The organism is Paenarthrobacter sp. CCNWLY172, assembly GCF_037402035.1.
Taxonomy (GTDB): Bacteria; Actinomycetota; Actinomycetes; order Actinomycetales; family Micrococcaceae; genus Arthrobacter.
Map to the genome: position 1 here is coordinate 331207 of NZ_JBBEGB010000002.1, position 26757 is coordinate 357963.

The following is a 26757-nucleotide window of genomic DNA, read 5'->3' on the forward strand; positions in this document are numbered from 1 at the left end:
GGCTTGCGGCGCAGAAGCTGAGCTCCGAGGCTCGGCCTGGTGGCACTCTCCGCCGCAGTGTTTTTGGTGTTCACAGGCACAGTCACCCTTGACGTCCCTTCAAAGTAGTTTCGATTTCCCCTCCACAAGACTGGCATGTGAGCCACCTCTCACTGCGGTGCAAAATGACCTATAGTGTTCAACCATGAGACGTAATGCACACAATCAAGGAGCCGCTCCGGCGGCCCTGTCGGGGCAGGTCACCGTTGACTTGTCCGCGATTTCAGACAATGTCAAAGCACTGAAAAAGCGCACTGAAGCGCCCTCCTTCATGGCCGTAGTCAAGGGAAATGCCTATGGCCACGGACTGGTGGAGGTAGCGCGCACTGCCGTCCAGGCCGGGGCGGACTGGCTGGGAACAGCCCAGCTCACCGAAGCCATAGCCCTTCGCCATGCAGGGATCACAGTCCCCATACTTTCGTGGCTCTATCTGGCATCCCAGACAAGCTCCACCATTCTCGAGGCGCTGGAAAACGACATCGATGTTTCGCTCGGAAGCGTCACGCAACTCGAGGTCCTGGCTGGCATCGCAGACCGCGTTGGCCGCCCCGCCGTCGTACATTTGGAATTGGACAGCGGACTGAGCCGCGGCGGTGCACGCAAGGAAGATTGGGCGGAACTTGTCGCCGCCGCCCGCAAGGCTGAGGTGGACGGGACCCTCCGCGTGCGCGGCCTCTGGACCCACCTGGCCTGGGCCGATGTGCCCGCCCACCCGGGCAACGCCACCGCCGTCGCAGAGTTCGAGGACGCTGTGCGGGAAGCCCGTGAAGCCGGCCTGAACCCGCAGCTCCGGCATGTTTCCAGTTCGGCGAACATCCTGGACCGGCCCGAATTCCATTTCGACATGGTCCGGGCAGGGCTGGCCATCTACGGCCTTGCACCGGCTGACCACCTGAACCCGGCAGACTTCGGCCTGCGTCCCGCCCTCAGCGTGACGGCGCCGCTGGTCATGGTCAAGAAGGTTCCGGCGGGGACCGGGGTCAGCTACGAACACCAGGCCATCACGTACGAGCCGCGCTACCTCGGGCTCATTCCACTCGGTTACGCAGATGGCATCCCCAAGGGCATCAGTGGCCGGTCCGTAGTGAACATCGCGGGCCGCAGCGTGCCGGTGATCGGCAAGGTCTGCATGGACCAGTTCATGGTGGACCTGGGACCGGATGCGGAAGGAATCGACGTCGGTGACACCGCGGTGTTGTTCGGCGACCCTGCGTGCGGAGCGGCGAGCGCCGACGACTGGGGAGCCGCGATCGGCAGCCATGGCGACGAGATCATCAACAGGATCGCCCCGCGCCTCCCCCGTGCGTATGCAACTACTGCTTACCAGTGCCCCGACTACCAGGAGCCGGCCGCCGCCGGGCAGGACCATGTCGCCTGAGCCCGCCACCGCCCGCCTGAGTTTCGTCACGCTCGCACAGTTTGTGGAGCAGCTGCCGCCGGAGTTGACAATGCTTCACGACGGCGGCAGCGGCGGCTCGCTGCTGAGGTGGGTGGAACCGAGTGAGCTCGAAGACCCCACGCCGTACCTTCCCGAGGGCGAGTTCCTCCTCACCGCCGGGCTGCCTTTCCTGGGGAAGGGCGGCTCGGCGGCCAAGGTGGATGCCTACGTCCAGCGGCTGGTGGACGCGAAAGTGGCGGCGCTGGGCTTCGGCATCAGGCCGTACTTCGACGCCGTACCGGAGGTGCTGCTGGACGCTTGCCGCAAGCACAACCTCACGTTGTTCGAGGTCCCGGAATCCGTGCCATTCGCTGCGATCGGGCTGGAGTTCTCCCAGCTTCTGGAGACGGACAATGCGCGGGTCTTCCGCCAACTTGCCGAGACCAACCGCCAACTCATGCGGGCAGTCCTCTCCCCCAGACCGGAACACGAACTGCTGGCAGCGCTGGTTCAGCGGGTGCCGGTGTGGGCCGTGCTGGTGGGGGCTGACGGACGGGTCCGGGCGCGGGGGCACAACGCCGGCGGGAGCACCGGCGTCGAGCATTCATTGCTGTCGCCCATGCTGGAGCGGCTGCTGTCCGGCAGCGGGCCGCGCGTTGAAATGGACGGCTTCGAACAACCCGGTTCAGCGCTGGTGTTTGGGCATCCATTGCGGAGCACCAAGGACGCCAACCTCGGGGCCTTGATCTTGGGCTCCGATGCACCGCTGACGTCTGCGCAGAACAACGTGGTGCAGTCGGCTGTGGGGTTGTTGGAACTGCTGGTGCGGCAAAGGACCAGTGGGTCGCTGGCTCCCAGCCAACTGGCCACGGCGGTGCTGCTTCACCCGGACTCGCTGACGTCCGGCTCCACCAAACATGTCAACGGCCTCAAGGACCTGCTCGCCCAGAGCCTGTCCTCCACCAGATCCGGGCAGATGCGCGTGGTGCAAGGGGTCCGGGTGGATGGCGCTGCTGACGACGGGCCTGTCCGTGAACTGCTGCAATGGCGGAGGCTCTTCGACACCAAGCTTGTGGAGATCACGGAGTATGGTTTCGCGGCGATTACGCGGCTGAAGGTGGACGATTCGCTCCTGGCGGACATCGAGAAACTCGGCTGGCGGCTGGTCATCGGAGAACCGACGGAGCTTCTTGGACTCCAAGCGGCCTATCAGCGGGTGGGCTCGCTGCGCAGCCGCGTCCAGCAGAGCGGCAAGAGCGCACGCGTGGACGAGGTCACGTGGTCTGTCGCAGGCCTCCTGGGCCGCGAAGCCGGGACCATGCTGGCCGAACGCCTCCTTGCACCCGTGCTGGCGCTCGAGCCGGAGAGGCGAGACCCGCTTCTTGCCGTGTTGAGGGGTTGGCTCAGCGAAAACGGCAGCTGGGACGGCTCGGCCAAACTGCTGGGCCTGCACCGTAACAGCGTGCGGCGGCAGATCGGCGTGCTGGCCGACCTTCTGGACATGGACCTCAACCAGGCCCAGGTTCGAGCCGAGCTGTGGTTTGCGTTGCAGTACGTGGACGAGTTGGTGGCGGGCCTTCCCGCGGACGGGAACGGCGACTAGGCGCGCTTGTCCCACTCCTCGTAGAGTTCCGTCCGGCGTTCGCGCAGGTAGGGGACTTCCTCGCGGGCTGCGTTCACTGAATCCGTACCGACCTCCGCGAACAGCAGAGCCGGGGAGTCCCCGGCTGCGGCGAGCAACGATCCGTCAGGACCGGCCACGACGCTGCCACCCAGGAAGGTGTAGACGTCCTCGTGGCCGGAGTGGTTGGCATAGGCCACGTTGAGCTGGCTTTCCAACGCACGGGCACGGATCAGGACCTGCGGCACGTTGTCGAACCCCGCGGACAGGGCCGTTGGCACCAGGAGGAGTTCAGCCCCGCGGGTGGCAGCAGCCCGCACCGCCTCCGGGAATTCGACGTCGTAGCAGATCAGCATCGATGTGCGGATCCCGTTGAAATCCACGACGGCGGGAGGTTCTTGGGCGCCAATGAACGCCTTGTGCTCTTCCGGGCCAAAGAGGTGGACCTTGGCGTAGTTCAGGATCTCGGCGCCTGATGCGTCCAGCAGAGTGGCGGTGATGTGCCAGGCGTTCTGGTCGTTGGCGACTGCCGGAAGGCTGTACACCAGGCCTATGCTGTGCCGGCGGGCGATGCCGGCCAGGCGTTCCCGGATGATGGGAAGCGTGGCCGGATCCAGTTCGGCATGGAGGCGCAGCGGAGCGTATCCCACGGGGAACAGCTCCGGAGTGAGCAGCAGGCCTGCTCCTGCCTGGGCGGCGCGCTGCGCGGCGTCGTCGATCGTTCGGAGATTGGCGTCGACGTCCATGACGGAAGCGTTCGCCTGCAGGACTGAGAGCAGCATCATTACCACCTAGGTTTTCGCCTGTTCCCGATGCCTCGTACACGTGCCCGGGAGGTTTCTTGCTTCCAGCGTAGGCGCGGCCCGCGGACGCTGGGTGGGGCAATTGGACCCGGAGGCCGCCGAAGCGGGACGCATTGCCCGCCATTCCTCGGTTGCGGGGCCCGCCCTGCGCCCCACGACATGGATTTCGAACGATTAGCGGGCCCTCAAGGGGGTACTTATCCCATGTTCTTGCGTTGGAGTATGTCGCGGTGAGTTGACTCCTTGTGTTCACTTCTTGACTACAACGTCGCTTGTGGGGCAATCTTCTTGTCATGCCCGCTACGCAGCGCTCAACGAAGAGCCACCCAAGAAAACCCGGCTCGCAGTCCGCACTGCGCCACCTGAACCAGCAGCGAATCATCGAGTGCCTGCTGAGCGGACCATCCACGCAGGCCGAGCTTTCACGGCAGACCGGGCTGTCCACCGCAACGATTTCCAACATCGTGAAAATCATGCAGGACGCTGGCCTCGTTTCCACCGAACCCACCACCAGCTCCGGTCGCCGCGCAACCAACGTCAGGCTGAACAGCAACGGCGCCGTGGCCGTCGGCATCGACTTCGGACGCCGCCACCTGCGCGTAGTCCTTGCTTCACTGGGCTACCACGTCATTGCCGAGGATTACATCGAATTACCGCTGGGCCACCAAGCGGAAGAAGGCATCGCGGCGGCTGTCCTGCTGCTGGAAAAACTGCTCCGCGAAAACGGCATCGACCGCACTGCCGTAGTCGGCGCGGGCGCGGGCATTCCTGGCCCGATCGACCGCCGTTCCGGCACGGTGGCGCAAGGCGCAATCCTCCCGGAATGGGTGGGCATCGATATTCTCCACCGGCTGGAGGAAGCGCTGAATTGCCCCGTCTTTGTTGACAACGACGCCAACCTCGGTGCGTTGTCCGAAGTGACGTGGGGACCCCACAGCGGCGTGTCCAACCTGATGTTCCTCAAGATCGGTTCGGGCATCGGCGCGGGCCTGATTCTCAACGGTTTCCCCTATTACGGCAATGTGGGCATCACGGGTGAAATAGGCCATGCCACCATCCATGAGCACGGCCTGGTGTGCCGCTGTGGGAACAGGGGTTGCCTCGAAACCATAGCGTCCACCACCACCATGATCGAACTGTTGGGCCGCGGCCAGGAGACCTTGCTGACGCCACAGGACATCGTCCGCAACTGCCTCTCCGGCGACTCCGCAACACAGCGGGTGGTGGACGACGCCGGACTGGCGGTAGGACGCGCTTTGGGCAACGTTTCCAACCTCATCAACCCTGAAGTGATTGTGGTGGGCGGCCCCTTGGCGGGCCTCGGCGACCTCTTGCTGGACCCGATCCGCAGGGGCCTGGTGCGGCACGCCGTGCCAGTGGTGGGCGAGACAACCCACCTCGCGATGTCGTCGCTGGGTGCACGTGCAGAGGCCTTGGGAGCTGCCGCTTTGGTGTTCCAACACGCAGGTATTACCGGTAGGTAACGAAATCGTTAGCTGGATCATGCGTTCAAGTCTTGACGACAAGACGGGTGATCCAGTTTACTTTTTCATCAGACAGCCTCGCCATTGCGGGGCCGACAACGAAGTCATGCATTGGAGGCGTAAGGGCTGATGACATCCCTCGACACGCAAGGTGATCCCATCCTTTTGGAGATGCGCTCGATCACGAAGGAATTTCCCGGCGTGAAGGCCTTGTCGAACGTGAGCCTGCGCGTGATGGCCGGCGAAATCCACGCAATCTGCGGGGAAAACGGTGCCGGCAAGTCCACGCTCATGAAGGTTCTTTCCGGCGTTTACGGGTACGGAAGCTACACGGGAGACATCGTGTACCAAGCCGAAACCCAGCAGTTCAAGGACATCCGCGCCAGTGAAGCGGCCGGCATCGTGATCATCCACCAGGAACTGGCCCTGATCCCGGAACTGTCCATCATGGAGAACATCTTCCTCGGCAACGAACCCACCAAGTGGGGTGTGATCGACTGGGCCGAGGCCCGCAAGCGCTCCCTCGAACTCCTGGCCCGCGTTGGGCTCCGCGAGGATCCCGATACCCCCATTAAGGAAATCGGCGTCGGCAAGCAGCAGCTGGTGGAAATCGCCAAGGCATTGAACAAGTCCGTGAAACTCCTGATCCTGGATGAGCCCACGGCTGCACTGAATGAATCCGACTCCCAGCACCTCCTGGACCTGATCCTGGGCCTCAAGGGCAAGGGCATCACCTCGATCATCATTTCCCACAAGCTCAACGAGATCGAACAGATTGCCGACGAGATCACCATCATCCGTGACGGCAAGTCCATCGAGACCCTGAACGTCAAGCGTGACGGCGTGGATGAGGACCGCATCATCAAGGGCATGGTGGGCAGGACCCTTGAGTCCCGCTTCCCGGACCACGAACCGAAGATCGGCGAGGTCTTCTTCGAGGTCAAGGACTGGACCGTGGGTCACCCGCAGATCCAGGACCGCCTGATCTGCAAGGGCTCCAACTTCTATGTACGCCGCGGCGAGATTGTCGGCTTTGCTGGCCTCATGGGCGCCGGCCGCACGGAACTTGCCCGGTCCCTCTTTGGACACTCCTACGGACGCTTCATCAAGGGCCAGGTCTACAAGGACGGCAAACAGGTCAATCTCCGCTCGGTCAAAGCAGCAATCGACGCCGGACTGGGTTACGTCACTGAGGACCGCAAGTCCCTGGGCCTGAACCTGCTGGATGACATCAAGACCACCACAGTTTCGGCGGCGCTGAACAAGATCAGCAACTACTCGGTAGTGGATACCCGCAAGGAATTCTCCGTTGCCGAGGAGTACCGGAAGTCTTTGCGGACAAAGACCCCGTCGGTGGAAGAAGGCGTAGCCAAGCTCTCCGGCGGCAACCAGCAAAAAGTGGTCCTGGCCAAGTGGATGTTCACCGATCCGGACCTCCTGATCCTGGACGAACCCACCCGCGGAATCGATGTAGGTGCCAAGTACGAGATTTACGGCATCATTCAGAAGCTCGCCAACCAGGGCAAGGGAGTGATTGTCATTTCCTCGGAGCTCCCGGAGCTCCTGGGCCTGTCCGACCGCATTTACACCATCTTCGAAGGCGCCATCACCGGCGTCCTGGACAAGAACGAAGCAAGCCAGGAAAGCCTCATGAAGCTCATGACTTCCGCCCGCAAAACCGCCTGACCCGTTGGCCCAGCCTCGCCCCTTCCTGACACAAGGACCAAAACAATGAACGCGCTCAAGAAGCTATTTGGTGGCAATACCCGCCAGTTTGGCATGATCTTCGCCCTGGTGGCACTTATCGTCTTCTTCCAGATCTTCACCGAGGGCCGCACGCTGACCCCCGGCAACGTGATCAACCTGTTCAACGGCAACTCCTACATCCTGATCCTGGCCATCGGCATGGTCCTGGTCATTATCGCCGGACACATTGACCTTTCCGTGGGGTCCGTGGCTGCCTTCGTGGGGGTTTTCGTAGCCCTCGCAATGCGTGACTGGGGCTTCCCCTGGTGGGCAGGCGTGCTCTTCGGACTGGTCCTGGGAGCTGTGATCGGCGCCTGGCAAGGGTTCTGGGTGGCGTATGTGGGCATCCCTGCCTTCATCGTGACCCTGGCGGGCATGCTCCTGTTCCGAGGCTTCAACCAGTTCGTCGGTAAGTCCAACACCATCCCCGTCCCTAAAGAGTTCCAGTTCCTCGGTTCCGGCTACCTGCCTGAGGTTGGACCGGAAACGGGCTTCAACAACCTCACGGTGTTGCTCGGCCTGATCGCCGTAGCTTTCGTGGTCATCATGTCCCTGCGTGCCCGCGCTACCGCCAAGGCACTTGGCGCCGACGTACCCGAGCTCTGGGTCGAGGTCACCAAACTGGTCCTGATCTGCGGCGCGATCCTCTACGCCACGTACCTGTTCGCCACCGGCCGCCCCGGCACTTCCTTCCCCATCCCCGGCTTGATCCTGGCCGTCCTGGTCCTCATCTACGGATTCATCGCCGACAAGACCGTCCTGGGCCGCCACGTCTACGCCGTGGGTGGCAACCGCCACGCAGCTGAGCTGTCCGGCGTTCAGTCCAAGAAGGTCAACTTCCTGGTCATGATGAACATGTCCGTCCTTGCGGGCTTGGCAGGCATGATCTTCGTCGGACGTTCCACCGCATCCGGCCCCTTTGACGGCGTCGGGTGGGAACTGGACGCCATCGCAGCAGTGTTCATCGGTGGCGCAGCCGTCACCGGTGGTGTTGGCACCGTGATCGGCTCGATCGTCGGTGGCCTGGTCATGGCTGTGCTCAACAACGGCCTCCAGCTGCTGGGCGTAGGCGCCGACCTGACCCAGATCATCAAGGGCCTGGTGCTCCTGGCAGCAGTCGCCTTCGATGTCTACAACAAGTCACAGGGCAAGCGGTCCATTACCGGACTGCTGATGAAGAACTTCCAGCGCAACAACGAGATCAAGCCCGACGAAACCACATCCACCAAAGAGGTCATCTCCAAGGAAGCGTGATCCGCTTCCTCACAGACTCGCTCCACCCCACCCACACAGAAAGTGAACCAAGATATGCGAATGTTTGGTAAAGCAGGAAAGGCAGCAGCAGTCGCTGCCATCGCGGCACTGGCGCTGACAGCCTGCGGCCGCTCTGACAGCGGCTCAAGCAGCAGCACAGCAGGCGGGGAAGCGTTCCCCAAGGACTCGCTGATCGGCGTCGCACTTCCGCAGAAGACCAGTGAAAACTGGGTCCTCGCGGAGAAGCTGTTCAACGACGGCCTCACCAGCGCCGGCTTCAAGCCGGACGTCCAGTTCGCCAACGGCGGCGTATCCGAGCAGCAGAACCAGATCAGTGCCATGGTCACCAAGGGTGCCAAGGTCATCATCGTCGGTGCCATCGACGGTGCGCAGCTGGGCACTCAGCTCCAGCAGGCCAAGGACTCCGGCGCAACGGTCATCGCTTATGACCGCCTGCTCCTGAACACCGAGAACGTGGACTACTACGTGGCCTACGACAACTTCAAGGTGGGCGAACTGCAGGGCCAGGCCCTGTTGGACGGCATGAAGGCCAAGAAGGCAAACGGTCCGTACAACATCGAGCTGTTCGCAGGCTCCCCGGATGATGCCAATGCGAAGGTCTTCTTTGACGGCGCCATGAGCGTCCTGAAGCCGAAGATCGACGACGGCACCCTCAAGGTAGTCTCCGGCCAGACCTCGTTCGAGCAGGCTGTGACCCAGGGTTGGAAGGCAGAAAACGCCCAGCGTCGCGCTGACACGCTGCTCACCGGCAGCTACGGCACCGCTTCCCTGGACGGTGTCCTGTCCCCGAACGACACCCTGGCCCGCGCAGTGCTGACGTCCGTCAAGGCCGCCGGCAAGCCGCTCCCGGTTGTCACCGGCCAGGACTCCGAAGTTGAGTCTGTGAAGTCGATCATCGCCGGCGAGCAGTACTCCACCATCAACAAGGACACCCGCAAGCTCGTTGAGCACGCCATCACCATGGTGAAGGACCTCCAGGCCGGCAAGGAACTGGAAATCAACGACAAGGACTCCTACAAGAACGGCGTTAAGACCGTCCCGGCTTACCTCCTCCCGCCGCAGATTGTTACGGCAGAGAACGTCAAGACGGCTTACGTTGACGATCCGGTACTCGGCCCGATCACCAAGTAACACCCCTTAAAGCACGACAGTCAGCCCCGGTCCGCCAGCAGGCGGGCCGGGGCTTTCGCTTGCCTCCCGCACCGCGGACGCAGGTGCTTTCACAGCCCACGCATAGCTTCGGCTGGCTTGCCGCACAGCAGCGCTCAGCAAGGTAGGAGTTGCAGCCCGCGTTCAGCGGGCCGAACACACCTGCAGGTCAAGAGGAGAAACGTGAGCGTCCTTGCCCGAAGCGTAGGCAATGCCTTCCGCAACAAGATCAGAACGGCAGCGGTAGTCGCCGTGCTGGCCGTCGCCATCGGCTTGGCGCTGGCCATGCTGGTGGCCAACCAGGCCGTCGGCGCCAAGGTCCAGGAGCTCAACGCGTCCGTGGGAACTACCCTGACGGTGAACCCCGCGGGCGGCCAAGGCTTTGAAGGCGGCGGCGAGCCACTCACGACGGCGGAGGCCGAGACTGCGGCTTCCGTCGCCAACGTAACATCGGTGGTGGGCACCAAAGCACTGCGCCTCCAGACGGCGGCCACTGCCACAGCCACCGGCGACGCGGCCGCCGGCGCCACCCAGCAGGTTGGACCCGGCGGCGGATTCGGTCCCGGCGGGCAGCAGGCGACGGTCAGCACCAACCTGACGGCCGCCGTCGACGCCGGTACGCTGGGCAACCGGAACGGCTCCGCGGGAACAACAGGCAGCCCCACCCAGCCTGTGCGTACTTTGCCGATCACCGCAACGGGCATCGGTGCCGAAGTGGACAGCACCGGCAAAGCTTTGGACATCACCAGCGGCGCAGGACTGGGCGACTACACCGCAGCCGAAGCCAAGGCACTGGTGGGCACCTCGCTTGCGGAGAAGAACAGCCTGACAGTCGGTTCCACGTTCACCATCCAGGACAAAACCTTCACCGTGGCGGGCATCTTCGACGCCGGCACCACCTTTGGCAACAACGCCGTCTACGTGACGCTCCCGGAAGCCCAGACGTTGGCCGAAACCCCTGACGAACTCTCAAGCATGATCGTCACGGTTAACAGCATGGAAAACGTAGACAGCACCAAAACCGCTGTCCAGGACGCACTCGGCACGGACAAGGCCGACGTCACCCAGGGCCAGCGCAACCTTGAGACAGCTGTCAGCTCACTGGACAGCGTCAAGAACATCTCCCTGGTCGCCTTCATCGCAGCCCTGGCTACCGCCGGCATCATCATCCTGCTCATCATGGTGATGCTGGTCCGCGAGCGCCGCCGCGAAATCGGCGTCCTGAAGGCGATCGGTGCCCGTAACCGCACCATCGGCCTGCAGTTCGTCCTCGAGTCGCTGGTTCTGGTGGCCCTCGGCAGCGTGGTGGGTGCGGTGATTGCCTCACTGGCCAGCGGCGGTATCGCATCGGCGCTCATCAGTTCGAATTCAAGCACGACGGCGGCCACCACCACCCAGCGGGGCGGCGGTCTTGCCGGGGCCATGCCCAACGGCGCGGTCCCGGGTGGCGGAATGCCCGGCGGCTTCCCGGGCGGCGGACAAGGCGGCCCCTTCGGCGGCGCGTCGCAACTGCTCACCTCCGTGACCGCGAGTGTCTCCCCCGGCGTCCTCGCAGCCGGCATCGCAGCAGTGTTCGCGGTGGCCATCATCGGCGCGCTGGTCCCGGCCTTGCTGACTGCCCGTATCCGTCCCATCGAAGTACTCCGAGGAGAATAGCCGTGATCGTCGTCAAGGACCTGGTCCGTCAGTTCAAGTCCGGTGACCGGACCATCAAGCCCGTCAACGGCGTGAGCTTCGAGCTCGAAAAGGGCTCGCTGGCATCCATCGTGGGCAAAAGCGGCAGCGGCAAAAGCACGCTGTTGTCCCTCTTGGGTGCGCTGGATAAGCCCACCTCAGGTGACGTCGTCGTGGATGGCGTCAGCCTGGCGGGACTGCCGGACGGCAAGCTGACTGAGTACCGTCGCCGGGACATCGGCTTCGTGTTCCAGCAGTTCAACCTGATTCCCAACCTCAGCGCCGTGGACAACGTCATGCTGCCCATGGAGTTCGCGGGCGTCCGCAAGGCAGCCAGGCTGCAGCGGGCCAAGGAGTTGCTGGAGCAGGTGCAGTTGGATCCGGAGAAACACGCACGCCGGACCAACCGTCTGTCCGGCGGCGAGCAGCAGCGCGTGGCAATTGCCCGTGCCCTGGCCAATGAGCCAAAGCTGATCCTCGCTGATGAGCCCACAGGCAACCTGGACGAGCAAACCGGTGAGCACATCATCGAGCTGCTCAGCTCACTAAGCCGCGATCACAACACCACCATCCTGGTGGTTACGCATGACCGCAGCCTGGCGCAGAAAACCGAGCGTTGCTTCCGGCTTCAGCAGGGCAGGCTCACGGAGGAGGTCAGAACCGGATCGCGTCGATGACCTTGACGCGCACCGCCACGAGTGCAGGAATGGCTCCGGCGAGTGCGCCCACCAGGACGGCCGCACCGAATCCAAGGAGCGCGGCGTCGATGGGGAATGCCGGGTACTCGGTGAGGCCGGGCGCAACCTTCGATTCAATCCACGGGTGCTTGACCACCGCGACCGCCAGCATGACACCGGCCACGCCGGCGACTGCGGTGGCCACCACGGATTCCATCATCACGCCAACAAAGATCCGGCCCGACGTTGCTCCGAAGCTGCGGCGGATGCCGATCTCGCGGACCCTGTAGCGCACAGTGACCATAGAGATGTTCAGCATCCCCACGGCGCCGAGCAGCAGTACCAAGCCGGCCACACCGCCTACCACCAACTGCACGGGAGCCAAGGGGTCGCCCCAGGCCGCGTAGTCCATGCGGTCGGCTTGGGCGTAATAGCCGGGAAACTGGCCTTGGAGGTCAGCGGAGATCGCCGCTTTGAGTGCGTCGGACTGCTCCTCCCCCACCCACATCTTGAACTGGGACGTCTGCGGTTCCATCCCAGTCATGGCCGCACCCTCGCTGAGGATGAACGCGGACGGCGGCGTATCGGGGTACGTATCAGGGACAACGCCGATAATCACCGCCGTAGCTGGCCGGTCACCGGGGATCCTCACCGTGGGATGGGTGGTGAGGTTGGGCCTGCCCGCCTGGTTGTAGAAGGACTCGGAAACCACGACGGCGGGTGCGAGCCTTTGACCGTCATCGGCAGCGAACCAGCTTCCCTGTTGAAGCGGAACCCGGTGGATGGTGCCGTAGCCGATGTCCACGATGGTCATGCTCACGGCGGTCACGCCGCGGGGAAATTGAAAGCCGGCCTGCGTCTGACCGACGTGGGTGGAAGTGGTGATGCCGTAGCGCTGCTGGATCCCTTGGTACGCCTTCTCGAGTTTCACCGGGTCCGGCATGGTTGGTCCATTGACGCTCAGCGACAACGTTGCCACCCGTCCGCCGTTTCGTTCGGACTGTACCTTGTAGCCTTCACGGGCCAGATTCCCGACGCCCACCACGGAGGTCAACGCTGCTACGGACAACGCCACGCCCATCAGGGCCAAGAGGATCCGGACTTTATTGATGCGAAGCTCCTGCCACGCTTCAACCAGCGTGGAAACAAAGCCGGTCATGCCCTGGCACCTGCTGCTGCGGGAACCGACAGTGGACTGAGCACGCCGGAGTCCAGCCGGTAACAGGCCCGGGCCAGGGCTGCCACGTTGGTGTCGTGGGTGATGGTCACCAAAGCCGCCGCGGTTTCCGTGGCGACGGTGTCCAGCAGTGCCATGACGGACTGGCCGGTTTCCACATCCAATGCCCCCGTGGGTTCATCAGCCAGGATGAGCCGTGGCCTCCGGACCAAGGCACGGGCAATCGCTACACGCTGCTGCTCACCGCCGGAGAGCATGTTGGGCATGGTGTTGGCCCGGGCGGCGAGGCCCACGCGGTCCAGCATGTCCATAGCGATCTCCCGGCGGCGCCAGAACTCCTTGCCCTTGGCGTAGAACAACGGGGTGATCACGTTGTCCAGGGCGCTGCGTCCGGGCAACAGGTTGAACTGCTGGAACACAAAGCCCACGGTGGAGCCGCGCAGGCGTGCCCGGGCGTTGTTACCGAGCCGGTCCGCGGGTTGGCCGAGGAACTCCAGCTCTCCCGACGTCGGGACGTCCAGGAGGCCGAGCAAATTCAGCAGCGTCGATTTGCCACAACCGGAACGGCCGACGATGGCGGTGTGATCGCCGCTGTACACCTCAAGGTCGATGCCCCTGAGGATATGCAGCTGCTGCTCGTCCGGCAATGTGACAGACCGCGTGACTGATCGCAGGCTGACCAGCGTTTCCTTGGCGGCCACCTCGGCGCTAACTTTGGCGGTTTCCCGACGTGGACGTTCGCGTGCTTCTTCCGTGGCCCTAGCCCGCCGGAGCGTAGGCGACCTGGCCCGGCCCCATCATGGGGCCCGGGGCAGCCGGTGCACCGGGAACGAACTCCAGGACCTGCTCGCCCTCGACCAGGCCAGAGGTCACTTCCACAACTTTTCCGTCGTTGAGGCCCAGCTGGACCGTGCGCTGCTCGGGCGCAGCGCCTGTTCCGCCCGGCCCGGCAATCCAGACGATTCCGTCCTTGACGCTGCCCTTGACGGAGGTCAACGGAACCGTCACCACGTCCGGGGCCACTCCAGCACTGACGGTCATGGTGGCTCCGAGCCCGGCGAAAACCTGCTGGTCTGAGGGGACCGCACAGCTCAGCGTTCCCGTGGGGGTTCCGCCTTCTTCCGGCTGGCTCCCGCCGGCGCCAGGTCCCGCGATCGCTGCGCCCACGCCCATGCCGGCACCTCCGCCAGTGGCGGCCAACCCGCCTGAGGCGCTGCCGCCGTCGTCGGACGCGTTGTTCTTGAGCGTCACTTCGGCGCACTGGAACGGCGCCGGTCCACCCACCAACGCAATCTCCGCTGGGCCGGGCTTGCCCAGCAGACGGTACTGCTGGGCCGCTGTCACTGAGCCGGCCACCGTGTAGGTTCCGGGATCGATCTTGCCCACCGCCTCGCCGACGGTTACCTGCTGGTCGATGAGCGTTGTGAGCTGCTGCAGGGTGCCGGCGCTGGGAGCGAGGATGTCGAAGTAGTCGTACACAGGCTTGGGCGTAGTTGGTGTGCCGTCCTTGGAAAGCTGTGGGGTGGTGACAGGTCGCTCAGCTTTGACCTGGAACAAGGCTTGACCCTCGGCTACGGTTCCGCCTTCTTCAACAAAGATCTTGATGACCTTGCCTGCGGACGTGCTCCGGACGGTGTCGGCGACGTCGCTCTGGACGGTTCCCTTGATCTGCACGGTATTGGTCACAGTGGCGCGGGTGGCGGGGACCACCGGGATATCCACCTGGGCCAACGGCGCCGGCTCGGATCCGGACGCTTCAAGACCATCGACAAAAGCGATCTTGACCAACGCCACCGCGATAACCGCGAAAACCAACAACCAGGAAACCGGCAAGATGACGCGCCGAAAGATACCCATCCCTGCTCCATTTCGGTAACTCCCCACAGAACCTCTGCGAGGGATGATGGCCTAAGCCTAGGCGAGGAAATTCCGCGGGCGGGGCATTCCTGTGACTTGACAGATTGCTTACGTGTCGCCGGGGATTCATCGCCGCGCAGGGTTGACGCTGCTCCGGCGCGGGAGCAATCTGTGAGCAGGGCAGGAGGTGGCGGGCGTGTCCGCACACAAGAAAAAGGGAAAAAAGACTCCCTGGCATCGACGCGGCAAGACCTGGATCATTACCGCGGGAGCCATCGCCGCAGCCCTCATCAGCATCATCGCCCTGTGGGACCGGATCATTCCGCCCAATACCGAAGATGTTGCCGACATCGAATCGATCACCATCATCAAGCAGACCTCGCTTGCGGCATTCGCCCCGGCTGACTTGGGCAAGGATCTGACACTCAACCCGGCCGCAGCAGCCGCCCTAGAGCCGTATTCCGTTGATCGTGCCGCGTCTACCGGCACCAAAAAGCCGACGCCCACCACTGTTCCGCCCACCACGCCTCCTCCGACGACGTCCACGGCGACCATCACCCCCACTCTTCCCACAACCCCCGTGACAACATCAACTACCCAGGGCACGTCCACTGGATCGCCCACCATGGCAACCAAGATCACTTCCCGTCCGCCGGAGGAGTATCGGTCCGCGGTGAAGGAACAGAAGGTGTTGGAAGGCTACGTTCCCGGAGCCCTCATAGTCCTTCCAGCGCTGCTCCCACCGGTGACGGTCAACGATGCCGGCGAACTGCTTCCACCCGCCCAAGTGGCAGCAGAACTGGTCAAGGCCTTGGAGGAAGTGCTGGTCGTCGACGGTACCCAGGGAAAGGACCCCCTCGGGTGGACTGTAGCCGTGAGACTGGACCTTGAGGGACTGGCCCACGTACCGATGCTCCTGACCTGGTCCCTGGATGGCGTTGATATTTCCGAAAGTTGGAAGGCTGAGAACCTCGCCTACAGGATCGTGGCCACCACGAACCATGACGCCGGAGTCGCTGAAGTTTGGATACCGGACCTTGGAAGGCCTGGCGCGTACAACGTCAATGTCAGGCTGACGTTCGAATCAACGGGAACCTTGGCTGATTTGGAGCAACTGCAACTTCCCGGTTAGCGGCGGCCGAAATGAGAGGATGTCAGACATGACTCTCCCTATCGCCGTGCCATGGCTGTCCACCCAGACCAACCAGGATCCCCGGGCAGCTACCGGCCGGCGCTTGAAGTGGGGCGTCGTGTCTACGGGCAACATTGCCAACAGTGTTTCCAAGGACCTGGCCCTGCTGGAAGATGCGGAGCTTTACGCCGTGAGTTCCCGGACGCAGGCTGCCGCTGATGCGTTCGCGCACACGCTGGGTTTCGCCAGGGGCTACGGGGACGACGGCGGTGTTCCCGGCTACCAGCGCCTGGTGGAGGACCCCGCAGTGGATGTGGTCTATGTGGCCACACCCCATGCCCAGCACTTCCTGATCGCCTCGGCCGCCCTGCGCGCCGGCAAGCACGTGCTCTGCGAGAAGGCCCTCACCATCAACGCCCGTGAGGCCTCCGAGCTGGTGAAAATGGCCCGGGAGAACAACGTGTTCTTCATGGAGGCCGTGTGGAGCCGCTTCCTGCCGAGCATGCAGCGGGCGTTCGAAATCGCTGCTTCCGGCGAGCTTGGACAGATCCAATGGGTCAGCGCGGATCTTGGCTTCCCGGCGCCCTACGACCCTTCGGCCCGTATCTGGGCACTCAATGATGGTGGTGGCGCACTTCTGGACATCACCGTCTACCCGCTGCTCTGGGCCTTGGGCACGCTGGGTTTCCCGCAGTCCGTCACCGCGATCGGCACCCTCAACGACGACGGCGTGGACACCCAGAACGCCCTGACGTTGGGCTACTCCAGTGGTGCCCAGGTTCAGCTGACGTCGTCCCTGATGGCACACGGACCCCGGACTGCCACCGTTGCGGGCGGGCTCGGATTCCTGCAGACCGTTGGCTCAGTGAACAATCCCCGCGAGCTGATGATCCGGATCGGCTGGGACGAACCGCGACACGAGCACTTCGATGTGGTGGGTACCGGCTACACGTACGAGCTCCGGGAAGTGACGCGCTGCATCCAGCAAGGCCTCACTGAGAGCCCGGTGATGCCGCTGGAGGACTCCGTCAACGTCATGCGCCTCTTCGACGGCGTGCGCTCCCAGTTGGGCATCCGGTATCCGAACGACGCGCGGTGAGGCGTCCCGAAGGGCTAACGCCGCGAGCCGGCTGATTGCCGGGCCAGCTTGCGGTCCAAGGACAAAGCTCCGGGTCCCAGGAAGACGAACGCTACCGAGATTGCTGCGTAGATGATCAGGAGCTCTGCAGTCACCCCTGCCTTGTCCGTGAGCAAGGGTTTGCCGGCCTCGGTAACGAACCAGATTCCAGCAAACATGATGGCGGCAAGGAACCCTGCCACCCGGGTCAGGGCGCCGAGGACCAGAAGCAGGCCCAGGCCCAGCTCGCCGGCGATCACCAGCCACGCCACGATCTCCGGCTTCTGCACGCCCATGGCGGCAACCGACGCAGCAAAGGCAGCGTGCCCGGCCATGAGCTTCTGGATGCCGTGGACCATGATGAGCGCGCCGAAAACCACGCGCAGGATGGTGACGCCGCGGGCGGAGGACTTGGGTGACGGGTGAAGGAATTTCACGCGTTCCAATCTTCCATGCCTGGGGCTGGGCGCCAAAACGCCGGGCAGCACGGGCCCGACGCTGAGGATCAGGAGAGCAGCGCCGGAATGTCCTTCACGCCGTCCAGGATGTGGTGGTGTGGGTGCACGGACAGGTCTTCGCGGCCCAGTTTGCCGGTCAGGACGCCCACGGCTGTGACGCCGGCGTTGTTGGCAGCGGCGAGGTCATTCACGGTGTCGCCCGCGGCCATCACAGCGCGGACGTCCTGGACTCCGGTCAGTTCCATGGCCCGGTGAATCATGTGTGGTGCCGGTCGTCCGGCGGCTACCTCGTCGGAGCAGACGACGGCGTCCAGCAGCGTATCGTCATCGACGCTCCAGCCCAGCCGCTCCAGGAGGGGTTCGGCAACGTCGCGGGAAAATCCGGTTGTCAGGGCCACTTTGATGCCTTGGCTGCGGAGTGCGCGGAAGGCGTCTTCCACGCCCTCCAGCGCGACTGGCGGGTTGGCGTCGTAGAACTCCACGAGTAATTCCTTGAAGCGCTTGAATGCGGCCGCCACCACTTCCGGGGTGGCCGCTCCCCCACCGGCTTCGATGAGGGCTGTGATGGCCTCAACCTTGTCCGCGCCCATCCATTCCTGCACAGCCTCAGGTGTGGTGGTCACCCCGGTTTCCTCAACGCAGCGGGCAAGGGCTACGTACACATCGCCGTGTTCGTCGATGGTGGTTCCGGCCATATCGCAGGCAACAAGCTTGATCATGGGGTGGCTCCTTCAGTGTGGATGCGGACCAGGGCGGCCCTGCGCTCCACGGTGTTGTCGATGGTGAAGTTGGTCAGTGCCGGCAGGTAGCGGTCCTCGGAGTATTCCAGGGGCTGCCCGTCGGCGGAGCGGGTGATGCGGCGTTCACGCAGAAGCGGAATACCTTCGGGTTGCTCCAACAGTTCGGCGTCCTCGTCACTGGCAGCAACGGCGTCGATGGTGTGGCGCGCACTGTGCAGGTCTACACCCTGCTCTTTGAGGAACGCGAAGATGGACCCGGAGTCGGTGTCGAAGTCGAACAGCTTGCGTCCCACGTCCAAAATGAAAGTGGTGCGCTCGATCATGGCCGGCGCCTCGTCCAGGTAACGGACGCGAAGGACCTCCACCACAGTGGTGCCAGGCATCAGGCCGAGTGCCTCAGCGGCTTCCGGACTGGCTTCGCGCCGTGCCACTTCGAGTGTCCGCTGGCCGGGCTTTTTTCCGATCCCGCTGGCCCACTCAGTGAACGAGTTGAACGTGGAGAACGACTGCGACGGCACAGACGAGCGAACCATGGGAGGGCGCCCCCGTCCGCCTGTGACAGCACCTTCGGAACGGAGGAACGCGAGCGCCTGACGGATCGGGCCACGCGACGTCCCGAACTCGCGGCACAGCTCCGCTTCACTGGGCAGTTGGAAGCCCGGCGGCCAGTCGCCGTCGTTGATCCGGCGCATGAATTCTTCGCTCAGCTTGACGTGGAGGGGCGCGTTCGTCTGTGTGGTCACCAGTTGATAATACAAGTCTGCTCATGGGAAAACAGCTGTTTTCAGGGCCTATAGATGAACTTGGCATGAACTCACATGAACAGAAGTTAAAATTAGGTTAACTTGTATATACAAGTGCCATTTTGGCTTGATTCAGTCTCCCGAAGCCGACATTGTCAGTGGTGTGAACAACCCAAGCACTTCCCCCACCACCGCCAACAGGACGGCGAACCAGGCCACCGATGTCATCATTGTCGGTGCCGGAATCGTGGGCCTGGCGCATGCCGCCCACGCTGTTGCCAACGGCCTGACCGTCACCATCATCGAGCGCGACCACCACGCCGCCGGAGCCTCCGTCCGCAACTTCGGCCATTGCTGCATCACCGCGCAGTCCGGTGAGCTCTACGAACTCGCACAGACCTCGCGGAAGTACTGGCTGGAGTTCGCCGAGCACGCCGGATTCTGGGCCGCCGAATCCGGTGCCGTCGTCCTGGCCCGCACCGAGGCGGAGATGGACGTCCTCCGCGAACTCTCCGAGGTGCGCGAGCCTGGACAAGTCGAGCTGCTCTCCCCCGCCGGGACCCGGGAACGGCTGGGCACCTCGGCTTTCGCTGTGGGAGAAGCACACGACGACGGCGGCACTTCGGGCGCTCAGTGGCCGGGCCTCGTTGGCGGCGCCTTCCTCCGGGACGACCTCCGCGTCGACCCCCGCACCACGGTCGCAACGTTGGCCGAATGGCTGAGCCGGCAGCCCGGCGTCGACCTTCACTGGAACACCGCCGCACTGGGCTTCAGCGGATCCTCGGAGGGCGTCACCGTCCAGACGTCGCGCGGCGGGCTTCGAGCGAAGCAGGTCTTTGTATGTGTTGGCCACGACGTCGACTACCTCTTCCCGGACCTCGCCGAAGAACACCGGATCCAGCGGTGTGCTCTGCAGATGTCGCTGGCGGCCAAGCCTTCCGGCGTCGAATTCGCTCCCGCAGTCCTCACCGCAACGTCCATGCTCCGGTACCCGGCGTTCACGGACATGCCCGCCGCTGCAGCCCTCCGCTCCGAGGTGTTGGAGAACCAGCCCGAATTGCTGGAGATCGGCGCCAACGTCATGTTCACCCAACGCCCGGACGGGACGCTCATTCTGGGCGATTCCCACCACTACCACCACACCGCCGATCCCTTCATGGATGAGGGTGTCACCTCCACGCTTAACGCCGAAATCACCGGCCGGATCGGCGAACCACTGGAGATCATCCAGCGGTGGCAAGGCATCTACGCTTCCTCCGACGTAGCACCCATCCTGGTCCGCGAGGTTCAGCCCGGCGTCACGGTGGTGTCTGTGACCTCCGGGGTGGGCATGACCCTGTCCTTCGGTTTGGCACACCGCAACGTATCGCGCCTGTACTGACTCATCTTGTCCTGAATTTTCCCGTTCTCCCCATCCCCTTCGCATAAGGATTCCCATGAAAACCCCGCTCTTCACCGGTTCCGCGCTTGCCCTCGCTACCGTTCTGGCACTTACCGCCTGTGGCGGTTCAGCCCAGTCCTCACCTGAGGCGACGTCCGCCACCTGCCCCAACGGGGAGATCAAGTTCGGCATCGAGCCGTACGAAGACCCGGCCAAGCTGAAGCCCGCGTACGACGTCCTTGCGGCCGCGCTGTCCAAGAAGCTCGAATGCCCCGTCAGCGTCCAGGTGGTTGAGGACTACGCTGCCGAGGTCCTGGCCATGCGCAACGGCAAACTGGACCTGGGCCAGTTCGGCCCGCTGGGCTACGTATTCGCTGATGCCAAGGCCGGCGCCGAGCCGCTGGTTTCCTTTGGCACTGCCGAGAAGGAACTCAGCACGTACACGGCCGGGATTTGGGTTGCCAAGGACAGCCCGATCCAGGCCATCGGGGATTTGAAGGGTAAGTCCCTCGCCCTGGGAAGCGTCGGATCCACCTCGGGCGACGTCCTGCCGCGCTTCGGCCTCCGTGAAGCCGGAATCGCCGACGCCGACATCACGATGGACTACACGGGCGGTCATCCTGAAGCCCTGCTCGCGCTGACCAACGGCAAGGTTGATGCAGCGGAGATCAACTCCCAGACGTTGGCCACCGCCATTGCCGCAGGCACCTTCAAGAAGGACGACTTCCGCCAGGTATGGACGTCCAACCCCATCCCCAACGACCCCATCACCGTGCGCGGCGACGCGGACCCCGCGTTCAAGGCAGCCGTCAAGGACGCTTTCCTCAGCCTGGAACCCGCCGACGTGGCCAAGGTGGGCGAGTTCCTGGACGTCACCCCTCCGGGCCCGCTGCTGGAAGTCACCAAGGACAACTACACGCCGCTGTTCGAACTCGCCGAGACCATGGGCCTCACCGAGAAGGATCTGTAATGCCTGACCCCCTTCTCGCCGTCCGAGGCTTGCGGAAGTCCTTCAGCGGCAGGAATGTCCTTCAAGGCGTGGACTTCTCCGTTGCAGCCGGCGAACTCGTCGCGTTCCTGGGCGCCAATGGCTCCGGAAAGTCCACCACACTGCGCTGCGTCATGGGTATCACCGCTCCGGATTCCGGCAGCATCAGCATCGACGGAACTGCGCTGGAAACCCTCCAAGGGCGTGACCTGCAGCAAGCCCGCCAACGCATGGCCATGATTTTCCAGAAGATCCATCTGGTCCCCCGGCGCACGGCGTTGGACAACGTCTGCGCCGGCGCCTTGGCCCGCATCCCCACGGTTCGTTCCCTCAGTCCTCTGCTGTTTCCGGCCGACGTCCAGCAGGAAGCCCTCGACTGTCTGGACCGCGTGGGCTTGGCCGATCGCGCCTTCGACCGGGTGGGCCGCCTTTCCGGCGGACAGCAGCAGCGCGTCGCCGTAGCCCGGGCACTCTGCCAGCGGGCCGACGTCGTACTCGCCGACGAACCTGTCTCCGCACTGGACCCGCACGCCGCAGAGCAAGTGATGGCTCTGCTGCGTGAACTCGCCCACTCCGAAGGGTTGGCAGTGGCCGCGGTTCTCCATCAGCCCGATCTCGCGCTGCGATACGCTGACCGGTCCATCGGGCTGCTTCAGGGCTCCATGACCTTCGACCTCCCCTCCACAGAGGTCACAGCCGATCATCTCGACACGTTGTATGCCCCGGACCGGGACGTTTCAGACAGTGTCGTTTCAGACAGGACCCAGGCCGCATGACTCCCCACACTTTGACCCCGGCCGTCGCCCGCCGTGGCTCCACCGGCACAACCCGCGTGGCACTGGTCCGCCCCAAGAAGCCGCTGCGGTGGATCACGACGGCGGCAGTGGCAGCCGCCGTCGTCGGACTTCACGCCGTGGCCATCGAGGGGACGGACTTCAAACCGGAACTCCTGGTTGACGGCTGGAAAGGCATGGCAGCCTTCATTGGCGACGCCTTCCCGCCGGACCTGAGCTGGGAGAAGACACTCAAGCCCGGCCTCGAAGCGACGCTGGTGACGCTGTGGATTGGCCTGCTGGGAACCACGTTGTCCGTGCCGTTCGCCCTGCTGCTCGCGGCCCTGGCTGCTGGGAACACCAGTCCGCATCGGCTCGTGTACCAGGCAGCGCGGGCTGTCTTGTCGTTCTTCCGGGCTGTACCGGACATCGTGTTTGCGCTGATCTTCGTCACAGCAGTGGGGCTCGGTCCCTTTGCCGGCGTGCTCGCCTTGATCTGCCACAACACGGGTGTCATGGGGAAGCTGTGGGCCGAGTCCATGGAGGAAATCGATGCCGGGCCGCAGGAAGCACTCCGCACAGCCGGTGCCAACAGGATCCAGCAGGTCGCCAATGCCACGCTGCCCATGGTGGTCCCCCAGTTCGTGGGCCTGCTGCTGTACCGCTTCGACGTCAACGTGCGGTCCTCGCTGGTCCTCGGGCTGGTGGGAGCCGGAGGCATCGGGCTGCTGATCAACCAGTCCATCAAGTCGTTCCAGTTCGACTCCATGCTCACCCACATCCTGATCGTGTTGGTGCTGATCATCGTGGTGGACCAGTTCTCCGCGTGGATCCGCAGGCGCCTGGCCGCGTAACACCCCCGCCCTGGCCCAACTGAGTCACAGCAAACGCTCCAATGCGCCCCCATTACGACGTTTGCTGCGACTCAGTTGGGTGAGTGGGGGCAGAATGGGAGGTGGCCCTCTTCGGGGGGTGCGATTCTCAAGAGGGCCAACGGTGGATGGAGCAGGCATGCAGGTTGACGTTGTAGTTGTTGGCGGAGGAGCCATGGGATCGGCGGCCGCATGGCAACTCGCCCGGGCGGGCCGTTCCGTGGTCCTGCTGGAGCAGTTCGAAGCCGGACACCACATTGGTGCTTCCCACGGCGCCACCCGCAACTTCAATACCGCGTACGCCGAGGCTGATTACCTGGATCTCCTGGCCGAATCCAAAACGCTCTGGGACGAACTCGCAGCCCAGCACGGCGCTCCCCTGCTGGACATGGTGGGATTGGCGAACCACGGCAACGTGCCCAAGCTGGAACTGATCCACGCGGCCCACCAGGAGCGCGGCGTCGAGAGCTACTTCATCTCGGCCGACGAGGCCGCCAACCGCTGGCGGGGAATGAACTTCGCCACCGATGTCCTGTTCGTGCCGGGTTCCGGTCGGATCCGGTCGGCAGATGCCCTGGTGGCGCTGCGGGAATCCGCTGAAGCCCATGGCGCCGTCTTCAAGTACTCGACGCCGGTCCGCGACATCCGCATCGATGGGGCCGAAACGGTAGTGGTTGTGACGGAGGAGACCGAATACACGGCAACCCGCGTGGTGGTGACAGCGGGCGCCTGGACGACGAAGGTGTTGAACGGACTCGTCAAGCTCCCCGCGTTGGTGGTGACCCAGGAGCAACCCGCTCACTTCACCCCGACGGACAACACCCTGGTGTGGCCCAGCTTCAACCACAACCCGGACCCCGATCCGAACAACGAACTCTACGAATACTGGTTCAGCCCCGTCTACGGCATGCTCACTCCCGGCGAAGGCGTGAAAGCAGGCTGGCACGGAGTCGGTCCCGTCATGGACCCCGACGAGCGCACCTTCGAGCCCATCCCCCAGCAGCTCGAGGCGTTGGTGCGGTACGCAGAAGAGTGGCTTCCCGGCGTCGACCCTTCCACCGCGGTACCCATCAGCTGCACCTACACCACCACGCCCAACGAGGACTTTGTGCTGGACCGTTTCGGTCCGCTGGTGGTGGGTGCCGGCTTCTCCGGACATGGGTTCAAGTTCACGCCGGCTATTGGCCGGGTGCTGAAGGACATCGTCGACGGCGGCGTGGCACCGGAGCGGTTCCTGGCCGAACGCTGAACAGGGTCTTAAAAGCAAACTGGCCCGCAGGCAACGCCTGCGGGCCAGTTTCGCTTTGCGGAGACTACTTCTTCAGGTCAGCAAGGACCTTGTTGAACGTAGCTGACGGGCGCATGATCTCAGCGGCCTTGGCGGCGTCCGGACGGTAGTAACCGCCCAGATCGACGGCGGGACCCTGGACTGCGGCCAGCTCGCCGACAATGGCCTCTTCGTTGGAGGTCAGGGCGTCAGCGATTGCTGCGAAGTCCTGGGCCAACTCGGCGTCTTCGGTCTGCTTGGCCAGCTCCTGGGCCCAGTAGGTGGCCAGGTAGAAGTGGCTTCCGCGGTTGTCCAGCTCGCCGACGCTGCGGCGCGGGGACTTGTTTTCCAGCAGGAACGTACCCGTTGCGCGGTCCAGCGTGTCAGCCAGAACCTGGGCGCGGGCGTTGCCCGTGGTGGTGGCAAGGTGCTCGAAGCTGACTGCCAGGGCAAGGAATTCGCCCAGGCTGTCCCAGCGGAGGTGGTTTTCCTTGACCAGCTGCTGGACGTGCTTGGGAGCGGAGCCACCGGCGCCGGTCTCGAACAGGCCGCCACCGTTGATCAGCGGAACGATGGAGAGCATCTTGGCACTGGTGCCGAGCTCGAGGATCGGGAACAGGTCCGTGAGGTAGTCGCGGAGGACGTTACCCGTGACGGAGATGGTGTCCTCGCCCTTGCGGATTCGCTCCAGGGTGAAGGCCGTGGCCTCAACCGGGGAGAGGATCTTGATCTCGAGGCCCTCGGTGTCGTGTTCCTTGAGGTACTCGTTGACCTTGGCGATCAGGTTGGCGTCGTGCGCACGGGTCTCGTCCAGCCAGAACACGGCCGGGGTCTGGGAGGCGCGGGCGCGGGTGACGGCCAGTTTGACCCAGTCGCGGACCGGGATGTCCTTGGTCTGGCATGCACGCCAGATGTCGCCCGGGAAGACCTGGTGCTCGGTGAGGACCGTGCCCTTGCTGTCCACGAGCTGGACGGTGCCGGCTGCCTGGATCTCGAAGGTCTTGTCGTGGCTGCCGTATTCTTCGGCTGCCTGCGCCATGAGGCCCACGTTGGGAACGGTGCCCATGGTGGTGGGATCGAAAGCACCGTTGGCGCGGCAGTCGTCCAGGACAACCTGGTAGATGCCGGCGTAGGAGCTGTCCGGGATGACCGCCAGGGTGTCGGCTTCCTTGCCGTCCGGGCCCCACATGTGGCCGGAGGAACGGATCATGGCAGGCATGGAAGCGTCAACGATGATGTCCGAAGGGACGTGCAGGCTGGTGATGCCCTTGTCGGAATCGACCATGGCCAGTGCGGGACCGTCTTCGAGGCCCTTGGTGATGGCTGCCTTGACGCCTTCACGGACGTCCTCGGGCAGGTCTTCCAGGCCGCTGAGGATGGCTGCGAGGCCATTGTTCGGGCTGATGCCTGCGGCTGCGAGCTGCTTGCCGTAGGTGTCGAACAGCTCGGAGAAGTAGGCCTTGACCACGTGGCCGAAGATGATGGGGTCCGAGACCTTCATCATGGTGGCCTTCAGGTGTGCGGAGAAGAGGACGCCCTCTTCCTTGGCGCGGGCAACCTGTGCCTTGAGGAACTCGTCCAAGGCGTCGGCGCGCAGGACAGTTGCGTCAACAACTTCGCCGGCCAGGACGGGGAAGTCCTTCTTGAGGACCTTGGTGGTGCCGTCTTCGCGGACCAGCTGGATGGTCAGGGAGTCGTCGGCCTTGAGAACAACGGACTTCTCGTTGGAGCGGAAGTCGTTCTCGCCCATGGTGGCAACGTTGGTCTTAGACTCCGGGGTCCAGGCGCCCATGGAGTGCGGGTTCTGGCGGGCGTAGTTCTTCACCGACAAGGGTGCGCGGCGGTCGGAGTTGCCTTCGCGCAGCACCGGGTTCACAGCGGAGCCCTTGATCTTGTCGTAGCGCGAGCGGATGTCCGTTTCGGTGTCCGAGGAGGGGTTGTCCGGGTAGTCCGGGAGGGCGTAGCCCTGGGCCTGGAGTTCGGCGATGGCAGCCTTGAGCTGCGGCACGGAGGCGCTGATGTTGGGCAGCTTGATGATGTTGGCTTCCGGCTGCTTTGCCAGTTCACCAAGTTCAGCCAGGGCGTTGCCCGTGCGCTGCTCTTCGGTCAGGAAATCGCCGAAAACGGCGATGATGCGGCCGGCCAGCGAAATGTCGCGGGTCTCCACCTCTACACCTGCGGTCGAGGCGTACGCTTCCACAATCGGCAGGAATGAGTACGTTGCCAGCATCGGCGCTTCGTCTGTGTGGGTATAGATAATCTTGGCCATTGGCGGGGTTCTCCCTGAAAGTCTGCAGATTTCAACATCTCCTAACTTACCCGAGTAGACGGATAAGGCGGCCCTTCGTGTCCGGGATCACGTGTTCGTTACCACTCTCCGGCGATAACGTCCGACGGCGGCCTGAC

23 protein-coding genes are annotated in these 26757 nt (G+C 63.9%); 15 read left to right on the forward strand and 8 right to left on the reverse strand.

Going from position 1 to position 26757, the window contains the following annotated elements; translation table 11 throughout:
* Positions 1 to 184: 184 nt before the first annotated feature.
* Entirely contained in the window at positions 185 to 1417 is a 1233-nt protein-coding gene (gene alr, locus WBN73_RS04315) for an alanine racemase (RefSeq protein WP_337339508.1), read from the forward strand.
* On the forward strand, positions 1407 to 3020 hold the full coding sequence (locus tag WBN73_RS04320; protein WP_207596744.1) for a PucR family transcriptional regulator: 1614 nt from the start codon (positions 1407 to 1409) through the stop codon (positions 3018 to 3020). The genes alr and WBN73_RS04320 overlap by 11 nt, the downstream gene beginning before the upstream one ends.
* Here the strand turns inward: WBN73_RS04320 and WBN73_RS04325 are convergent.
* Entirely contained in the window at positions 3017 to 3823 is an 807-nt protein-coding gene (locus WBN73_RS04325) for a carbon-nitrogen hydrolase family protein (RefSeq protein WP_337339507.1), read from the reverse strand. The genes WBN73_RS04320 and WBN73_RS04325 overlap by 4 nt on opposite strands.
* A 311-nt stretch (positions 3824 to 4134) precedes the next feature.
* On the opposite strand from WBN73_RS04325, the gene WBN73_RS04330 reads away from it, so the two are divergent.
* From WBN73_RS04330 to WBN73_RS04355, 6 genes are all read left to right on the forward strand, one after another.
* Complete coding sequence (locus tag WBN73_RS04330; protein WP_089594117.1) at positions 4135 to 5325, forward strand: ROK family transcriptional regulator; 1191 nt, start codon at positions 4135 to 4137, stop codon at positions 5323 to 5325.
* Positions 5326 to 5454: 129 nt separating this feature from the next.
* Positions 5455 to 7011 (forward strand): multiple monosaccharide ABC transporter ATP-binding protein, encoded by a 1557-nt coding sequence (gene mmsA, locus WBN73_RS04335; RefSeq protein ID WP_337339506.1) that lies wholly within the window; start codon positions 5455 to 5457, stop codon positions 7009 to 7011.
* A 45-nt stretch (positions 7012 to 7056) separates the two neighbouring features.
* The gene (gene mmsB / locus WBN73_RS04340; protein ID WP_207596741.1) at positions 7057 to 8325 is read left to right on the forward strand and encodes a multiple monosaccharide ABC transporter permease; all 1269 of its coding nucleotides are present in this window, start codon (positions 7057 to 7059) and stop codon (positions 8323 to 8325) included.
* 54 nt (positions 8326 to 8379) lie between these two features.
* On the forward strand, positions 8380 to 9477 hold the full coding sequence (locus tag WBN73_RS04345) for a sugar-binding protein (protein WP_337339505.1): 1098 nt from the start codon (positions 8380 to 8382) through the stop codon (positions 9475 to 9477).
* A gap of 201 nt (positions 9478 to 9678) precedes the next feature.
* Positions 9679 to 11151: an ABC transporter permease gene (locus tag WBN73_RS04350; RefSeq protein ID WP_337339504.1), complete on the forward strand. Its 1473-nt coding sequence runs from the start codon at positions 9679 to 9681 to the stop codon at positions 11149 to 11151.
* A gap of 2 nt (positions 11152 to 11153) precedes the next feature.
* A complete protein-coding gene (locus tag WBN73_RS04355) occupies positions 11154 to 11846 on the forward strand; it encodes an ABC transporter ATP-binding protein (protein ID WP_207596738.1) in 693 nt (230 codons plus the stop codon).
* On the opposite strand, the gene WBN73_RS04360 is transcribed toward WBN73_RS04355, so the two are convergent.
* The 3 genes from WBN73_RS04360 to WBN73_RS04370 are packed head-to-tail and all read right to left on the reverse strand — an operon-like array spanning position 11824 to position 14880.
* Entirely contained in the window at positions 11824 to 13005 is a 1182-nt protein-coding gene (locus tag WBN73_RS04360) for an ABC transporter permease (RefSeq protein ID WP_337339503.1), read from the reverse strand. The genes WBN73_RS04355 and WBN73_RS04360 overlap by 23 nt on opposite strands.
* The gene (locus tag WBN73_RS04365) at positions 13002 to 13724 is read right to left on the reverse strand and encodes an ABC transporter ATP-binding protein (protein ID WP_337339502.1); all 723 of its coding nucleotides are present in this window, start codon (positions 13722 to 13724) and stop codon (positions 13002 to 13004) included. The genes WBN73_RS04360 and WBN73_RS04365 overlap by 4 nt, the downstream gene beginning before the upstream one ends.
* A gap of 58 nt (positions 13725 to 13782) precedes the next feature.
* On the reverse strand, positions 13783 to 14880 hold the full coding sequence (locus WBN73_RS04370) for an efflux RND transporter periplasmic adaptor subunit (protein WP_337339501.1): 1098 nt from the start codon (positions 14878 to 14880) through the stop codon (positions 13783 to 13785).
* Positions 14881 to 15076: 196 nt separating this feature from the next.
* On the opposite strand from WBN73_RS04370, the gene WBN73_RS04375 reads away from it, so the two are divergent.
* Positions 15077 to 16012 (forward strand): hypothetical protein, encoded by a 936-nt coding sequence (locus WBN73_RS04375; protein WP_337339500.1) that lies wholly within the window; start codon positions 15077 to 15079, stop codon positions 16010 to 16012.
* 28 nt (positions 16013 to 16040) lie between these two features.
* On the forward strand, positions 16041 to 17111 hold the full coding sequence (locus tag WBN73_RS04380; protein WP_337339499.1) for a Gfo/Idh/MocA family protein: 1071 nt from the start codon (positions 16041 to 16043) through the stop codon (positions 17109 to 17111).
* 14 nt (positions 17112 to 17125) lie between these two features.
* Here WBN73_RS04380 and WBN73_RS04385 read toward each other — a convergent pair whose 3' ends face one another.
* From WBN73_RS04385 to WBN73_RS04395, 3 genes are all read right to left on the reverse strand, one after another.
* A complete protein-coding gene (locus tag WBN73_RS04385) occupies positions 17126 to 17566 on the reverse strand; it encodes a DoxX family protein (RefSeq protein WP_337339498.1) in 441 nt (146 codons plus the stop codon).
* Positions 17567 to 17634: 68 nt separating this feature from the next.
* Complete coding sequence (locus tag WBN73_RS04390; protein ID WP_207596734.1) at positions 17635 to 18306, reverse strand: phosphonatase-like hydrolase; 672 nt, start codon at positions 18304 to 18306, stop codon at positions 17635 to 17637.
* A complete protein-coding gene (locus tag WBN73_RS04395) occupies positions 18303 to 19070 on the reverse strand; it encodes a GntR family transcriptional regulator (RefSeq protein ID WP_207596733.1) in 768 nt (255 codons plus the stop codon). The genes WBN73_RS04390 and WBN73_RS04395 overlap by 4 nt, the downstream gene beginning before the upstream one ends.
* A 127-nt stretch (positions 19071 to 19197) precedes the next feature.
* On the opposite strand from WBN73_RS04395, the gene WBN73_RS04400 reads away from it, so the two are divergent.
* The 5 genes from WBN73_RS04400 to WBN73_RS04420 all read left to right on the forward strand — a co-directional run bounded on the left by WBN73_RS04400 (position 19198) and on the right by WBN73_RS04420 (position 24333).
* A complete protein-coding gene (locus tag WBN73_RS04400; protein ID WP_242703552.1) occupies positions 19198 to 20451 on the forward strand; it encodes a TIGR03364 family FAD-dependent oxidoreductase in 1254 nt (417 codons plus the stop codon).
* A gap of 55 nt (positions 20452 to 20506) precedes the next feature.
* Positions 20507 to 21421, forward strand: a complete 915-nt coding sequence (locus WBN73_RS04405) for a phosphate/phosphite/phosphonate ABC transporter substrate-binding protein (protein ID WP_207596732.1) — start codon at positions 20507 to 20509, stop codon at positions 21419 to 21421.
* Positions 21421 to 22215, forward strand: a complete 795-nt coding sequence (locus tag WBN73_RS04410; protein WP_337339497.1) for a phosphonate ABC transporter ATP-binding protein — start codon at positions 21421 to 21423, stop codon at positions 22213 to 22215. Before WBN73_RS04405 ends, WBN73_RS04410 begins: the two co-directional genes overlap by 1 nt.
* Positions 22212 to 23066 carry a phosphonate ABC transporter, permease protein PhnE gene (gene phnE / locus WBN73_RS04415; protein ID WP_337339496.1) on the forward strand — a complete coding sequence of 285 codons (855 nt, stop codon included), beginning with the start codon at positions 22212 to 22214 and terminating at the stop codon, positions 23064 to 23066. Before WBN73_RS04410 ends, phnE begins: the two co-directional genes overlap by 4 nt.
* 157 nt (positions 23067 to 23223) lie before the next feature.
* Complete coding sequence (locus tag WBN73_RS04420) at positions 23224 to 24333, forward strand: FAD-dependent oxidoreductase (RefSeq protein ID WP_337339495.1); 1110 nt, start codon at positions 23224 to 23226, stop codon at positions 24331 to 24333.
* A gap of 64 nt (positions 24334 to 24397) precedes the next feature.
* Here WBN73_RS04420 and WBN73_RS04425 read toward each other — a convergent pair whose 3' ends face one another.
* Positions 24398 to 26620 (reverse strand): NADP-dependent isocitrate dehydrogenase, encoded by a 2223-nt coding sequence (locus tag WBN73_RS04425; RefSeq protein ID WP_207596728.1) that lies wholly within the window; start codon positions 26618 to 26620, stop codon positions 24398 to 24400.
* Between the last annotated feature and the right edge of the window lie 137 nt (positions 26621 to 26757).

Excerpts from the sequence above, each read along its gene's own strand:
- alr (WP_337339508.1), top strand. The coding sequence starts at position 185 with ATGAGACGTAATGCACACAATCAAGGAGCCGCTCCGGCGGCCCTGTCG.
- WBN73_RS04320 (WP_207596744.1), top strand. The coding sequence starts at position 1,407 with ATGTCGCCTGAGCCCGCCACCGCCCGCCTGAGTTTCGTCACGCTCGCA.
- WBN73_RS04325 (WP_337339507.1), bottom strand. The coding sequence starts at position 3,823 with ATGATGCTGCTCTCAGTCCTGCAGGCGAACGCTTCCGTCATGGACGTC.
- WBN73_RS04330 (WP_089594117.1), top strand. The coding sequence starts at position 4,135 with ATGCCCGCTACGCAGCGCTCAACGAAGAGCCACCCAAGAAAACCCGGC.
- mmsA (WP_337339506.1), top strand. The coding sequence starts at position 5,455 with ATGACATCCCTCGACACGCAAGGTGATCCCATCCTTTTGGAGATGCGC.
- mmsB (WP_207596741.1), top strand. The coding sequence starts at position 7,057 with ATGAACGCGCTCAAGAAGCTATTTGGTGGCAATACCCGCCAGTTTGGC.
- WBN73_RS04345 (WP_337339505.1), top strand. The coding sequence starts at position 8,380 with ATGCGAATGTTTGGTAAAGCAGGAAAGGCAGCAGCAGTCGCTGCCATC.
- WBN73_RS04360 (WP_337339503.1), bottom strand. The coding sequence starts at position 13,005 with ATGACCGGCTTTGTTTCCACGCTGGTTGAAGCGTGGCAGGAGCTTCGC.
- WBN73_RS04370 (WP_337339501.1), bottom strand. The coding sequence starts at position 14,880 with ATGGGTATCTTTCGGCGCGTCATCTTGCCGGTTTCCTGGTTGTTGGTT.
- WBN73_RS04380 (WP_337339499.1), top strand. The coding sequence starts at position 16,041 with ATGACTCTCCCTATCGCCGTGCCATGGCTGTCCACCCAGACCAACCAG.
- WBN73_RS04390 (WP_207596734.1), bottom strand. The coding sequence starts at position 18,306 with ATGATCAAGCTTGTTGCCTGCGATATGGCCGGAACCACCATCGACGAA.
- WBN73_RS04405 (WP_207596732.1), top strand. The coding sequence starts at position 20,507 with ATGAAAACCCCGCTCTTCACCGGTTCCGCGCTTGCCCTCGCTACCGTT.
- WBN73_RS04410 (WP_337339497.1), top strand. The coding sequence starts at position 21,421 with ATGCCTGACCCCCTTCTCGCCGTCCGAGGCTTGCGGAAGTCCTTCAGC.
- phnE (WP_337339496.1), top strand. The coding sequence starts at position 22,212 with ATGACTCCCCACACTTTGACCCCGGCCGTCGCCCGCCGTGGCTCCACC.
- WBN73_RS04420 (WP_337339495.1), top strand. The coding sequence starts at position 23,224 with ATGCAGGTTGACGTTGTAGTTGTTGGCGGAGGAGCCATGGGATCGGCG.
- WBN73_RS04425 (WP_207596728.1), bottom strand. The coding sequence starts at position 26,620 with ATGGCCAAGATTATCTATACCCACACAGACGAAGCGCCGATGCTGGCA.